We start from the raw sequence: 13,914 nt of genomic DNA on the forward strand, positions 1-13,914 counted from the left end.
GCCGACGGCGTGAGCCGCTCGTGACCGGACGGGGCGGCGCCCCTTCCTTTCACTCCGGCCGCCATGCCCGCAGCAGCAGGGCGTTGGTGATGACGCTCACGGAGGAGAGCGCCATGGCCGCCGCCGCCACCATGGGCGACAGCAGCAGCCCGATGACCGGATAGAGGATGCCCGCCGCGATGGGCACGCCCGCCGCATTGTAGATGAATGCGAACAGCAGGTTGCGGCGGATGTTTGACATGGTCGCCCTGGAGAGCGAGCGGGCGTGGCAGATGCCGAGCAGGTCGCCCTTCAGCAGGGTGATGCCGGCGCTTTCCATGGCGATGTCCGTGCCCGTGCCCATGGCGATGCCCACGTCGGCCACCGCCAAAGCGGGGGCGTCGTTCACGCCGTCGCCGGCCATGGCCACCACGTGGCCCTCCTTGCGCAGGCGCTCCACCACCGCGGCCTTGTGGTCGGGCAGCACCTCGGCCTCCACCTCCTCGATGCCGAGCCGCTTGGCGACGGCCAGCGCCGTGGTCCGGTTGTCTCCGGTCAGCATCACCACGCGCACGCCGTCGCGGCCAAGGCGCTTCAGGGCGGCGTCGGTGGTGCTCTTCACCGGGTCGGCGACGGCGATGACGCCGGCGGCGTGGCCGTCCACCGCCACCAGCACGGCGGTGGCGCCCTCCTTCTGGTAGCGCTCGGCGGCGGCGGTGAGGTGGTCGGTATGCACGTTGTGCTCGCCCAGGAAGGCGGCGTGGCCGATGACCACGACCCGCCCTTCGATGGCGCCGGAGATGCCCTTGCCGGCCGGGCTCTCCACGTCCGAGGGCTCGGCCAGGGCGAGGTCGCGCGCCTTTGCCTCGGCGACGATGGCGGCGGCGAGGGGATGCTCGCTGGACCGCTCCAGGCTGGCGGCGAGCCGCAGCACGTCGTTCGGCTCGAAGCCGCGCAGGGGCTGGACCGCCACCACCTTGGGCTTGCCCTCGGTGAGGGTGCCGGTCTTGTCCACCACCACCACGTCCACTTTCTCCATGCGCTCCAGCGCCTCGGCGTTCTTCACGAGCACGCCGAGCTGGGCGCCGCGCCCCACGCCCACCATGATGGACATGGGCGTGGCAAGCCCCAGCGCGCAGGGGCAGGCGATGATGAGCACCGAGACGGCGGCCATGAGCGCGAAGGTAAGGCTCGGCTCCGGCCCCACCGCCAGCCACACGGCGAAGGCCACCGCGGCGGCCGCCACGACCGCCGGCACGAACCAGCCGGAGACCTGATCGGCGAGGCGCTGAATGGGCGCGCGCGAGCGCTGGGCGGCGGCCACCATCTGCACGATCTGCGAGAGGACGGTGTCGCGGCCCACCTTGTCGGCCCGCATCACGAAGGCGCCGGAGGAATTCACCGTGCCGCCGATGACGCGCTCGCCCGCTTCCTTGGAGACGGGCATGGCTTCGCCGGTGACGAGGCTTTCGTCCACCACCGCGCGGCCCTCGGTGACGATGCCGTCCACCGGCACCTTCTCGCCGGGGCGCACGCGCAGCAGGTTGCCGGGGGCGACGAGATCCAGCGCCACCTCCGCGTCGGTGCCGTCGGCCTGCACGAGGAGGGCGGTCTTGGGGGCGAGGGAGAGCAGCGACCTGATGGCGCCGGATGTGCGGTCGCGCGCCCGCAGCTCCAGCACCTGGCCGAGCGCCACCAGAACGGTGATGACCGCCGCCGCCTCGAAATAGACCGCGACCGCCCCGTCATGGGTGTGGAACTCGGCCGGGAACAGGCCGGGCAGGAAGGTGGCCACCAGCGAATAGGCATAAGCGACGCCCGTGCCCATGCCGATGAGGGTGAACATGTTGAAGTTGCGCGTCTTCAGCGAGAGCCATGCGCGCTCGAAGAAGGGCTTGCCCACCCACAGCACCACCGGGGTGGCGAGCAGGAACTGGACATAATTCGAGATCTGCTGCGGCAGCAGGTGCAGGCCCAGCAGATGCTGCCCCATCTCCAGCACGAACACCGGGAGGGTGAGCGCGACGCCGATCCAGAACCGGCGCGTCATGTCCTGCAACTCGTGGTTCGGGCCCTCGTCGAGGGTGACGAGCTCCGGCTCCAGCGCCATGCCGCAGATGGGGCAGATGCCGGGCCCCACCTGCCGGATCTCGGGGTCCATGGGGCAGGTGTAGATGGTGCCCTCGGGCACCTCGGCGGGGGGCGGGGGCGCCTTCTCGCCGGTGTAGACGGCGGGATCGGCCTTGAACTTGGTCTCGCAGGAGGACGAGCAGAAGAAATAGGTCTTGCCGGCGTGGCGGGCGGCGTATTTCGCGGTTCCCGGCTCCACGCTCATGCCGCAGACGGGATCGACGACCGGGGCGAGATATTGCTCCGGGTTGGCCTCGAACTTGGTCTTGCAGCCGTTGCAGCAGAAATGGAAGCTCTTGCCGCCATAGGTGCTGCTCGGCTTGCCGGCCTCGGGGGAGGGGTCCACGTCCATGCCGCAGACCGGGTCCTTCACCTTGGCGGCGGCGGGCGCGGCATGGGCGGAGTGGTCATGCCCCGTATGGTCATGTGCCGCGTGGTCGTGTCCCGCGTGGTCATGACCGCCGCAGCAGGCGCCGGCCTTGGGCGCGGCTCCCGCCCCGGCCGCAGGCAGCTCCAGCGGCGCCGGCGCGTTGGCGATGGCGCGTGCCGGGTCCGCATCGAAGGTTGTCTTGCAGCCTTCGCAGCAGAAGAAATAGGCTTTGCCCTCGAAGGTGCTTGTGGGCTGCCCGGCGGTGGCGGGAACCTGCATGCCGCAGACCGGATCGATGGCGGTCGCCGCCGGCGCGGCCTTGCCGCCGCAGCAATCGGAAGCGCCGGTCTGTTCGGGTGTGTGGGCCATGGCCGTGTCCTCTCGGCTCTCGCAAAGCGGGGCGAAGCCTCGGCCCATCCGCTCCTCGCGGCCTTGAGCTGGCTCACGCCCGGAAGAATTCAAATCAATTCTAAACCCCCAGGGGGTATGCTGCTTGTTCAATATACCCGATGGGGGTATATGGCAAGGCATGCGCAGCCCGACGAAGGAACAAGTCCAGAAGCGCCTGAGCCGCATCGAGGGCCAGGTGCGCGGCCTCTCCCGCATGGTGGAGGAGGATCGCTACTGCATTGACGTCATCACCCAGATCTCGGCTGTCCGCGCCGCCCTGAAGCGGGTGGAGGAGGAGGTGCTGCGCGATCACGTGGGCCATTGCGTGGAGCACGCCATCCGCGCCGGCGACGCGGAGGACCAGCGTCGCAAGGTCGCCGAGCTGATGGCCGTCATCATGCGCTCCGAGCGATAGGGCACCTCGGGCGGGGCCGATGTCGGCCCGCGGGGGAAACGCGGAAGATCGGGGGCGCTCTCTCATGAGCCGGAGCACGGCATGAGCGCTCACGCAAGGAGCGGGGCATCTCCGGCGCGCTCATGTCTTGGGGCGTTCGCGCTTTCCCATGAACGGGTGCGCGGCTTGCGCGGGAGAGGCACGGGGGTATCGCGGCCTGGGCCGCTCAGGCCGCCGCGTCCAGCTCCAGGAAGATCAGCTCGCTCTCGTCATAGGGCCGGCGCTCCAGCTCCCGGAAGCCTTCCGGAACGATGAAGGCGCCGGTGCGCTCCTCCACCACCAGCAACGCCGCCGGCGCGAGCCATCCGCCGGCGCGCGCCGAGGCGAGGGCGGCCTCGGCCAGCCCCTTGCCGTAGGGCGGGTCGCAGAACACGAGGGTATGAGGCTCGCCGGGGCCGAGTTTGGTGGCATCGCGCCGGAATATCCTGGTGACGCCGGTGAGGCCCAGCGCCTCCACATTCTCGCGGATCACGCTGCGCGCGCCGGCGGCCTCCTCCACCATCAGCGCGAAGCGCGCCCCGCGCGAGAGCGCCTCGATGGCGAGCGCCCCCGTGCCGGAGAAGAGATCGAGCACCCGCGCGCCCGCGCAAGGGTCGTCATAGGCGTGGGCGAGCACGTTGAACAGGCTTTCGCGCAGCCGGTCTGAGGTGGGGCGGGTGGCGCTGGAGGGGGGGCCCTTCAGCACCCGCCCTTTCAGCGTGCCGCCGACAATGCGCATGGCAGGCCCCGCGCCTCAGCGCTTGCCGCGCGGGGCGGAGGGGCGGCCGCCGCCTTTGCCGGGACCACCCGGCCGGGGGCCGCCCGCGCGGGGACCCTTGCCGAAGGGCTTGGCGCCCTTGGAGCCGCCAGGACGCGGGCCGCCCTTGAAGCCTTCCTTCGGCGGCCCCCGGCGCTCCTGCCGGTCGCCGAAACTCTTGCCCCCGAAGCTCTTGCCGCGGGGTGCGCCCTCGGAACGCCCGGAGAAGCCGGCGCCGCGCGGCTCGCGCTCGCCCTCGGCGCGCTCACGGAAGCCGCCACCGAAGCCGCCCTTGCCGTGCGCCGGCCGGCGGTTCTCGCCGCCCTCGCCGAAGCTGCGCCCCGGCCGGTCCTCGCGTTGGCGGAAATCGTCGCGCCGCTCGCCGTCACGCGGGCGGAAGCCGCGCGGTCCGCGCTCGCCCTCGGTGCGCTCACGGAAGCCGCCGCCGAAGCCGCCCTTGCCGTGCGCCGGCCGGCGGTTGTCGCCGCCCTCGCCGAAGCTGCGCCCCGGCCGGTCCTCGCGTTGGCGGAAATCGTCGCGCCGCTCGCCGTCGCGCGGGCGGAAGCTGCGCGGTCCGCGCTCGCCCTCGGTGCGCTCACGGAAGCCGCCGCCGAAGCCGCCCTTGCCGTGCGCCGGCCGGCGGTTGTCGCCGCCCTCGCCGAAGCTGCGCCCCGGCCGGTCCTCGCGTTGGCGGAAATCGTCGCGCCGCTCGCCGTCGCGCGGGCGGAAGCTGCGCGGTCCGCGCTCGCCCTCGGTGCGCTCACGGGAGCCGCCGCCGAAGCCGCCCTTGCCGTGGCGCGGGCGATCGTCCTCGAACCGGCGCGGCGCGCCTTCGCCGCGCGGGCGGCGGGGCCGCTCGTCACCTTCGCGGAAGGGGGCGCGGCCCTCCTCCTCGAAGCGCCGGCCGCCGGAGGGGCGTCCGAAGCCCCGGCCGCCATCGCGGGTACCGCCGCGCGCGGGCCGCTCGTCGGGGCGGGTCGCGAGGCGCTCCACCTTTACGGCGCGGCCCTTGCGATCGGCGACCGTGCCGCGGCTCTCCACCTCGCCGTCCTCGGCGATGCGGCGGCGCGTCCTGGGGCCGGCGGGGCGGAATTCGTCGCGCACCTGGGGCTCGGCTGCGCTGGCGGCCCTGGCCGCGGCGCGCTCGGCCCGGTCCTCCGCCATGCGGGTGGCGAGGCGGTAGGCGGTGTCAGGCTCCTGCTCGATCTCGCGCTCCACCACGGGCCCCTCGAAATCGGCTCCCGCGGCGGCGGAGAGCTCGGCGCCGATCTGCTCCTTGAGCACGCGGGTGCGCACCTCGTCGATGCCGCACTCGGGGATTTCGCCGAGCTGGAACGGCCCGTAGGATATGCGGATGAGCCGGTTCACCTTGAGCCCGAGGGCGCCGAGCACGTTGCGCACCTCGCGGTTCTTGCCCTCGCGCAGGGAGACCGTGATCCAGGCGTTGGCGCCCTGGACGCGGTCCAGCTCGGCCTCGATAGGGCCGTACTCCACGCCGTCCACGGTGATGCCCTTGATGAGCGTGTCGAGCTTGGCCTGGTCGATCTCGCCATTGGCGCGCACGCGGTAGCGGCGCAGCCAGCCGGTTTCGGGCAGCTCCAGCACGCGGGCGAGGCCACCGTCGTTGGTGAGCAGCAGCAGGCCTTCCGAATTGAGATCGAGCCGCCCGACGCTGACGAGGCGCGGCAGGCCCTTGGGCAGGATCTCGAACAGGGTGGCGCGCCCCTCCGGGTCGCGATTGGTGGTCACCACGCCGCGCGGCTTGTGGTAGAGGAAGAGGCGGGTGCGCTCCTTCTCGGGCAGCGGCGCGCCGTCCACCGTGATCTTGTCCTTCGCCGTCACGGTCACGGCGGGGCTGGTGAGCACCTCGCCATTCACGGCGACGCGCCCTGCGGCGATCCATTCCTCGATCTCGCGGCGCGAGGCGAGGCCGGCGCGGGCCACCACCTTGGCGACGCGCTCCGCCTCCTTCTTCGGGGCGGCGGGCAGCTCGCGCTTGAGGCGCGGAACGTTGTTCTTGTCCTTGCGGGGCGGTGTGGTGCGCGGCATGTGCTGAATCGAATATGTCCGTTCGGCAGGGCTCGGCGCGAAGCCCTGCCGAACGGACACCCTGCATCTGATTGTTGGAGACGAATGGCGGCATGTCCCCGGCCGCGTGCGGCATGGGACCGTTCCTCCCGCCTCTAGCACACCAATTGTGGCGCGGCGAGCGCCGGGTGCGCTTTTCGCGTTTCGTTGAATGGCGCGAATATGCCAGATAGGCGCTTCGGCGCATTTTCACCGCGCGCACGGCCGTTCGCCCGAAGATGCGCGCGGCCCTGCAAAGCCAGACCACGGCCACGGGACGCACATGTCGGGAACCTTCATGCAGATGGCGCTCAACGAGGCGCGGGCCGCCGCCGAGCGCGGCGAGGTGCCGGTGGGCGCGGTGCTGGTGCGCGGCACCGAGGTGCTCGCCCGAGACGGCAACCGCACCCGCGAGCTGAACGACCCCACCGCCCATGCGGAGATGCTCGTGATCCGCGCCGCCGGGGCGCGGCTGAAATCCGAGCGGCTGATGAACTGCGACCTCTACGTGACGCTGGAGCCGTGCGCCATGTGCGCTGGCGCTGCCTCGTTCGCGCGGCTCCGTCGCATCTATTTCGGCGCGTCCGATCCCAAGGGCGGGGCGGTGGAGAACGGCCCGCGCTTTTTCTCCCAGCCCACCTGCCACCACGCGCCGGAAGTATACGGCGGCATAGCCGAGCGGCAGGCGGCGGAGGTGCTGCGCGCCTTCTTCCAGGACCGGCGCTGAGGGAACTGGCCGGTCTTTCCGCGCGGCTCCGGTTTCTTCCCTGTGAGCGGCAGGAGGAGGGTGCGAATGCCGGCGCGGCTTGGCAAAGTCGGCTGGCCCGGCCTGGGGGTGAGGCGCTGTCCGCATCCCAAGCGGCCGGGGCAGGGGTCACGAGTGCAGGCACCGCGTCCGCTCCAGGGGTGAAAAGCTGGCGAGCGGCCGGGAGCCACCGCCGCAGGTGTGGCGTCCGCCGGCTTCAAGCCCTGCCTCCACGCCCTGCGCCGCGCCTCTCCCGCCTTCCGCAGACCGGCCGTCTGCGGCGCGCCCTCGCAGGCGGAAAGGAGCACCTGCGCCCCCAAGCCCCGGCTCAAGGCATATTGCCCCTGTCGTCGTCTTCTGGCCCCCCGCGGTCCCGGTCGCGACGCGCCCGCCTCCAGTCCAGGCGGGCGCGATGCCGCCCTCAGGCGGTGGCGTCGCGGCGGGCTGCCGCGCGGGCGCAGGCGGCGGAAAGGGCGGCGTCATACTCGCGGGCGAGGCGGGCGCACAGCTCCACCGCGGGCGGAATGTCGGCGACGGCGCCCACCCCGTGGCCGGCGGACCACACGTCGCGCCAGGCCTTGGCCTCGTTCGCCATGTCGAGCCCGCCGTGCTTCTGCAGATTGGCGGGATCGAGCCCCGCGCGCAGGATGGAGGGCTTGAGGAAATTGGCGTTCACGCCCGATATGGCATCCGTGTAGACGATGTCCTCGGCGGCGGAACCGAGCATCATCTCCTTGAACTCCTGTTCCGCGAGGCTCTCCTGCGTGGCGATGAAGCGGGTGCCGAGATAGGCGAGGTCGGCGCCCATCACCTGCGCGGCCGCGATATGCGCGCCGGTGGAGATGGCGCCCGACAGCACCAGGGTGCCCGAGAAGAAGCGCCGGATCTCCCCGACCAGGGCGAACGGGCTCAGCGTGCCGGCATGGCCGCCGGCGCCGGCGCACACGGCGATGATGCCGTCCGCGCCCGCCGAGATGGCCTTTTCCGCGTGGCGGCGGCTGATGACGTCGTGGAACACGAGACCGCCGTAGGAATGCACCGCCTCCACCACCTCGCGCACCGCGCCCAGGGAGGTGATGACCAGCGGCACCTTCTTCTCCACTGTCACCTTGAGGTCCGCTTCGAGGCGGGCGTTGGACTTGTGGACGATGAGGTTGACGCCGAACGGCGCGGCGCCGGCATGGGCGGCGTTGCGGGCGGAGATGTCGTCGAGCCAGTCCCGGTAGAGGTCAGTGGTGCGGGCGTTGAGGGTGGGGAAGGTGCCGAGAATGCCGCCCCGGCAGGTCTGAGCCACCAGGTCCGGTCCCGAGACCAGGAACATGGGCGCGGCGATGGCCGGCACCGCGAGCCGGCCGAGAAGATTGGCCACCGTGGCGGGGGCGGGGGCGCAAACGGGCGTTTCGAGCATGGGGTTTCCTCCGTCCGCCGTTCTGGCGGGGCCTGTGGACCGGCCGCGGCCTTCTGCGCGCCGCTTCCGCGCTGCGGCGGGATCGTCCCGCCGGCGCGCGCCGGATGGCGGAGTTGACCTATAGGTGAACCGCCTGTCAATTCGGTTCGCCCAGGCCGGAGGGCGCCGAAACGGCCAAGAGATGGCGCGTAGGAGGTATTTTAGTAAGAATGTGGACGCCGCGCCCTTGCTATCGTGCGGGCCTGGAACAGGTGGACTGGAGCAGGCGCGTGATTCGAGCGGGCGGGCGTGAAGCGGTGGCGGGGCAGGTCTTCGGGGCGCCCGGGCGGGGCGCGCGGGCATCGCGCGCGGCCGGGGCCCTCTGGCGCCTCGTGCTCGCCCTGCCGCTGGCGCTCCTTCTCGCCCTTTCCGTGGCGGGGCCGGCGGGCGCGCAGGGGGGCTCGGGCCTCTCCAATCCCCTCGACCCCCTCGACACGTCGAGCCCCAGCGCGACCTTCCAGTCCTTCCTGCAGGAGAGCCGCCGGCTCGAGGCGCAGTATCTGGACTACGCGGCCCACAAGACGCGCGAGAAGGAGCTGGCCCTGGCGGCCACCGAGCTGCGCGCGCGCCGGCTGTTCGATCTCGCGCCCCTGCCGCCGGCGATCCGCGACAAGGTGGCGAGCGCGGCCATCACCTATCTCGTCGACATCCTCGCCCGCCTGCCCGAGCTGCCCGCGGATGAGATTCCCGGCGCCCCCGGGCGGGACTGGGGCAAGCTGCCGGAGAAATGGGACATCCCCGGCACCGATATCCAGATCGCCCGCGTGGCGGGCGGGCCGCGCGTGGGCGAATACCTGTTCACCGCCGCCAGCCTGGAGGACCTGCCGCAATATCACGCCCTCATCATCGGCCGGCCGCCGCTGCGCCCCTCGGCATTCGAGAGCTGGCACCATGTGCAGGTGAACTTCACGGGTCCGTTGTTCCCTGGGGGGCTGGAACAGGAGCTGCCGCCCGCGGCTTTCTACCCGGTGCTCGACACGCCGGCCTGGAAGGCGGCCCTTTCGGTGGCGCTGGTCGGCGCGGTGTTCCTCGCCGCCACCCTGTGGGCGCGGCTGGCGCAGAGGGCCGGGCGCAGGGGCGGGCGGGTGCGGCAGCTGGGGTGGCGGCTCTCCACCCCGCTGGTGCTCATCCTGCTCTATCTGGTGGCTGTGGTGTTCATCCGCCTGCAGATCCACCCCTCGGGGCGGTTCTCCGCGGCGGAAAGCATCTTCTCCACGCTGGTGGTCTACACGGCCGGGGCGTGGCTGGCATGGAACGCCTGCTTCCTGGCGGCGGAGGCGATCATCGCTTCCCCCCGCATCCCCGAGAACAGCTACGACGCCCACCTGCTGCGCCTCGCCGCGCGGCTCGGCGGGATGGTGGCGGTGGGCGCCGTGCTGCTTTATGGCGCCAACAACATCGGCATTCCCGCGCTGGGGCTGGTGGCCGGCCTCGGGGTGGGCGGCATCGCGGTGGCGCTCGCCTCCCAGTCCACGCTGGAGAATCTCATCGGCGGGCTGTCCATCTTTGCGGACCGGCCGTTCCGGATCGGTGACACCATCCGCTTCGAGGACCAGTTCGCGCGGGTGGAGGCGGTCGGCCCGCGCTCCACCCGCATCCGCGCTCTCGACGGCACCTTGTTCACGGTGCCCAACGGGGACTTCGCCAAGCGCCACATCATCAATGTCTCCCTGCGCCGCGAGTGCCTGTTCAAGCACGAGGTGGGCCTGCGCTACGAGACCTCGTCCGAGCAGCTGCGCTGGCTGCTGCGGGAGCTGCGCGGGCTGCTCGCCACCCATCCCATGGTGGAGCAGACCCCCGGCCGCTCCTGGGCGGCGCTGACCGGGCTCGGCGACAGCGCCTTCACCATCGAGGTGAAAGCCCATGTGCGCACCGGTGATTTCGCACAGTTCCTGGAGGTGCAGGAGCATCTGCTGTTCGAGATCGTGCGCCTGGTGGAGGCGGCGGGCAGCGGCCTCGCCTTTCCCAGCCGGACCGCCTACCTTGCCCGCGATGCCGGCCTCGACGCGGAGGCGCGGGCGCGCATCCTGCGGGAGATGGGGGTGGAGGTGCCCGGGGTCGGGCTGGCCGGGCAGGCCTGATCCCGCCGGCTTCGGTCTTCCACAGGCGCCCGGCGGGTTTGCCCAAGCCCGCTAGGCGCGGGAGGATGCGAGGGTCTTGACTCCCTCCGCAGGTTCCGGAATCTATCTAGAACAAACAGGGAACAAGAGGCGGCAGAACCGTCATGACTTCTCCGCGCGCACCCCGGACCGCGGCCGATCTCGCACGCCTGCGCGGCCTCATCGCCACCATTGAGCACGGCGGCGGCCCGGAGGGGCGGGGGGCTGGGATACCGCCCGCCGGAGCATTGCCGCCTGGGGGCAGGATTGCTCCGGAGGCCGGGCCCGCCGGGCTGCCGTCGGCATCGCCGGGCGCTCGGCTTCGCGGCCTGGCGGAGCCCGTCCCGCCGCGCCTCTGCCTGGGCGCGCCGCAGGTGGATGAGGCCCTCGGCGGCGGCCTCCTGTGCGGGGCGCTGCACGAAGCGGCTGGAACGCCGGGGGAGGAGGGCGCGCTCGGTGCCTTTGTCCTCGGCCTCGCCGCGCGGGCCGTGGCGCGGCTGCGGCGGCCGGTGCTGCTGGTGGTGCAGGAGATGGCGGAATGGGAGGCGGGCCGGCTCCACGGGCCGGGGCTCGCGGCCTTCGGCCTGCCGCCGGAGGCGCTGCTGCTGGTGCGCGTGCGCAAGCCGCAGGACGTGCTGTTCGTGATGGAGGAGGGGTTGAGATGCGCAGGCCTGTCCGCGGTCCTGGGGGAGTTCCTGTCGCCGGTGCCCGAGGCGCTCACCGCCACGCGGCGCCTCTCCCTCGCGGTGCGCGACTCCGAGCGGCTGGGGCTCGTCTGGCGCCACAAGGCGGACCCAGCCCCCTGCGCCGCCCTCACCCGCTGGCGCATCTCCGCGCTGCCGAGCCCGGCGGCGGACGGGCTCGGCGGCCTCGGCGCGCCGCGCTTTTCCGCCCGCCTCGCGCGCAACCGCTTCGGCCCCGTGGGGGCGTGGCCGCTCACCTTTCGCGCCGGACTGTTCCGGCCGGCACCGGATGGGAAAGAGGACGGGGAGGACGACCATGAGCAGCACGACCGCGCCGGAACGGCGCTACCTCAGCCTCGCCCTGCCGCGCTTCGCCACGGATCTCGTCGTGCGGCGGATGTCGCCTGAGGCGCGGGCCTGCCCGCGCGTGGTGGTGGCCATGGAGAAGGGGGCGTTGCGGCTCGCCGCCGTCAATGCGCCCGCCGCGGCATTGGGGCTCGCCCCCGGCCTGCCCCTGGCCGATGCGCGCGCCCGCCACCCCGCCCTGGAGGTGAGCGCGGCGGAGCCGGACGAGGCGGCGCGGATGCTGGCCCGCCTCGCCGATGCCTGCGAGCGCTACACGCCCCTCGTCTCCCTCGACGGCGCGGACGGGCTCATGCTCGACGTCACCGGCTGCGCCCACCTGTTCGGCGGGGAGGAGGGGCTGGTGCGCGATCTCCTGCGGCGGGTGGCGGCGGCGGGCTTCATGGGGCGGGCGGCGCTCGCGGCCACCGGCGGGGCGGCCTTCGCCCTCGCCCGCTTCGCCCCCGGCAGGGGCGGGGTGGTGGTGCCGGCGGAGGAAGACCTTTCCGCTCTGCTCGCGCCCCTGCCGCCTGATGCCCTCCGCCTCGCCGGTCCGGCGGTGGAGGCGCTGGCGCGGCTCGGCTTCCGGCGGGTGGGCGACCTCTTCGGCAAGCCGCGCGCCCCGCTCGCTGCCCGCTTCGGGATGGACCTGCTGCGGCGTCTCGACGAGGCCCTGGGCCATGTGCCCACGGCGGTGGACTACCGCTTTCCCCCGCCCGTCTTCTGCGCTGAGCGCGTCCTGGCCGAGCCGGTGGAGCGGGTGGAGGACGTGCTGGGCCTCGCCGCCCACCTCGCCGCCACCCTCGCCGGGGCCATGGAACGGCACGGGGTGGGGGCGCGGCGGCTCGACCTCGCCCTGTTCCGGATGGACGGGAAGGTCACGCGCCTGTCCATCGGCACCAGCCGCCCGCTGCGCGACCCGGAGGTGGTGCGCCGCCTGTTCGCGGAAAAGGTGGCGGCCCTTTCCAGCCTCGATCCCGGCTTCGGCTTCGAGCTGGTGCGCCTCGCCGTGCGCGAGGCGGCACCGCTCGACATCCGCCAGGAGGGGTTCGGCGCGGACGAGGACTGGGCCCGCGCCCTGGACGCCCTGGTGGACCGGCTCGCCACCCGCTTCGGGAGCGAACGGGTGCTGCGCCTGGAGCTTCAGGATCGCTACGTGCCCGAGCATGCCTGCCGGGAGGTGCCGGCTCAGGGCGCGCGCGGCTGGGCCGGCGCCGTTCCGGCCCTGGCGGCGTGCGCGCCGGGGATGGCGGTGCCGGAAGAAGTGCGGGCGCCGCCCTTGCCGGAGGCGGCCCGGTCGCTTCCCCAGCAGGTCCTTTCCGCTGCGCCTGGGCCCGATGGGATGAGGCCGCCGCCGGCCGCGCGCGCGGAGCCCATGCCGGGGGAGATGGCGCGGCAGCCCCTTGCTGTGGAGGTAGCGGACGGTGTCAGGCGGGAGCCGGAACTCCGGGAAGGGCGCACCGGAGCACTGCTGCCGGCGGATCCGCCCGTCCTGCCTTTCCAGACCGCGTTCGGGGGCAGGCGGGTGAGCGCGAACGCGCCGGGCCGGCTTCCCGCGTGGGATGAGGCTCTCTTCCTCGTGCGCGCAAGCTTCCGCGCGGGGGAGGGGACATCCGGGCGCACGGCGGCATCGGACGTGCGCCGGGCCGCGGAGCCGCCGTTCCCGCCGGTGGCCGAGCGCGCCCTCGTGGTCGAGCGGGAGCCTGGGGGCCTGGCCGGAGGCGCCGTGGCGGGGCGGGTCATTCTCGATGGCGAGGCTGGCGGTCCGGATGAGAAGGTGCCTTTTCCGCCGGTCGATGGTGCCCTTCCGGCTTCCCGCCCCCCGGCCGCGCGCGGGAGCGGCGCCGCGACGGCAGGCTGTGTCACATTCGGGCCGTGGGCATTGGAGCGTCCGGTGTCACGGGATCTTTTCCCCTTCTTGCGGGAGAACGACGGATGCCGGCCGGCCCCGGAGAGTGGCACAGGCGCCGCGCCGGGGCATGTGCGCGGGCTCATGCCGGGCGAGGGTGGGGCGCCCGAGCCGATGGACGACCGGGGCGCTGTGCCTGGAGGCGGACCGGAGCCGGCGCGCGCCGGCGCGCAGAGCGCCGGGGAAAAGGCTGCGCGAGGGTGGCGAGGCAAAGCCGGGGGCGCCGAGGCCCGCTCTGTCCCGGACGACGCGCCCGATCTCGCCGGCCCGGCCCGGCCGCTGCGCCTGCTGGAGAGGCCGGAGCCGGTGGAGGCGGTGGCGGAGGTGCCCGACGGGCCGCCCATCCGCTTCCGCTGGCGTCGCGTGAGCCACATCGTGGCGCGGGCGGAGGGGCCGGAGCGCATCGCCGCCGAATGGTGGCGCTCCGGCGCCGACCTGCCGGCCCGCGACTATTTCCGGGTGGAGACCCTCTCCGGCCGGCGCTTCTGGCTGTTCCGCGCCGGCCTCTATGGGGCGCAGGCGGACGGGCCGTCCTGGTTCCTCCACGGCCTGTTCGGGTGATG

9 protein-coding genes are annotated in these 13,914 nt (G+C 73.0%); 5 read left to right on the forward strand and 4 right to left on the reverse strand.

All coding sequences use genetic code 11. From position 1 onward, the window contains the following. Positions 1–49: 49 nt before the first annotated feature. Positions 50–2,848, reverse strand: a complete 2,799-nt coding sequence (locus tag V5F61_RS15235; protein WP_393990044.1) for a heavy metal translocating P-type ATPase — start codon at positions 2,846–2,848, stop codon at positions 50–52. Between the two features lie 160 nt (positions 2,849–3,008). On the opposite strand from V5F61_RS15235, the gene V5F61_RS15240 reads away from it, so the two are divergent. After that, entirely contained in the window at positions 3,009–3,284 is a 276-nt protein-coding gene (locus V5F61_RS15240; protein ID WP_393990045.1) for a metal-sensitive transcriptional regulator, read from the forward strand. Between the two features lie 205 nt (positions 3,285–3,489). On the opposite strand, the gene rsmD is transcribed toward V5F61_RS15240, so the two are convergent. Both rsmD and V5F61_RS15250 read right to left on the reverse strand, forming a co-directional pair. After that, positions 3,490–4,041, reverse strand: a complete 552-nt coding sequence (gene rsmD, locus V5F61_RS15245) for a 16S rRNA (guanine(966)-N(2))-methyltransferase RsmD (RefSeq protein ID WP_393990046.1) — start codon at positions 4,039–4,041, stop codon at positions 3,490–3,492. A gap of 15 nt (positions 4,042–4,056) precedes the next feature. Beyond that, positions 4,057–6,108, reverse strand: coding sequence for a pseudouridine synthase (locus V5F61_RS15250; RefSeq protein WP_394104051.1), 2,052 nt, complete (start codon positions 6,106–6,108; stop codon positions 4,057–4,059). A 301-nt stretch (positions 6,109–6,409) separates the two neighbouring features. Between V5F61_RS15250 and V5F61_RS15255 the strand changes: the two genes are divergently transcribed. Continuing rightward, positions 6,410–6,853, forward strand: coding sequence for a nucleoside deaminase (locus tag V5F61_RS15255; protein ID WP_393989686.1), 444 nt, complete (start codon positions 6,410–6,412; stop codon positions 6,851–6,853). Between the two features lie 439 nt (positions 6,854–7,292). On the opposite strand, the gene V5F61_RS15260 is transcribed toward V5F61_RS15255, so the two are convergent. Further along, the gene (locus V5F61_RS15260; RefSeq protein ID WP_393989685.1) at positions 7,293–8,279 is read right to left on the reverse strand and encodes an NAD(P)H-dependent flavin oxidoreductase; all 987 of its coding nucleotides are present in this window, start codon (positions 8,277–8,279) and stop codon (positions 7,293–7,295) included. Between the two features lie 269 nt (positions 8,280–8,548). Here V5F61_RS15260 and V5F61_RS15265 point away from each other — a divergent pair, with 269 nt between their 5' ends. The 3 genes from V5F61_RS15265 (at position 8,549) to V5F61_RS15275 (ending at position 13,912) form a co-directional block, all read left to right on the forward strand. Then, a complete protein-coding gene (locus tag V5F61_RS15265) occupies positions 8,549–10,399 on the forward strand; it encodes a mechanosensitive ion channel family protein (RefSeq protein ID WP_393989684.1) in 1,851 nt (616 codons plus the stop codon). A 392-nt stretch (positions 10,400–10,791) separates the two neighbouring features. After that, complete coding sequence (locus tag V5F61_RS15270; protein ID WP_393989683.1) at positions 10,792–11,508, forward strand: ImuA family protein; 717 nt, start codon at positions 10,792–10,794, stop codon at positions 11,506–11,508. Beyond that, positions 11,417–13,912, forward strand: coding sequence for a Y-family DNA polymerase (locus V5F61_RS15275; RefSeq protein WP_393989682.1), 2,496 nt, complete (start codon positions 11,417–11,419; stop codon positions 13,910–13,912). Before V5F61_RS15270 ends, V5F61_RS15275 begins: the two co-directional genes overlap by 92 nt. The last annotated feature ends 2 nt before the right edge of the window (positions 13,913–13,914 follow it).

This window comes from Xanthobacter sediminis, from assembly GCF_043195015.1.
GTDB lineage: Bacteria > Pseudomonadota > Alphaproteobacteria > Rhizobiales > Xanthobacteraceae > Xanthobacter.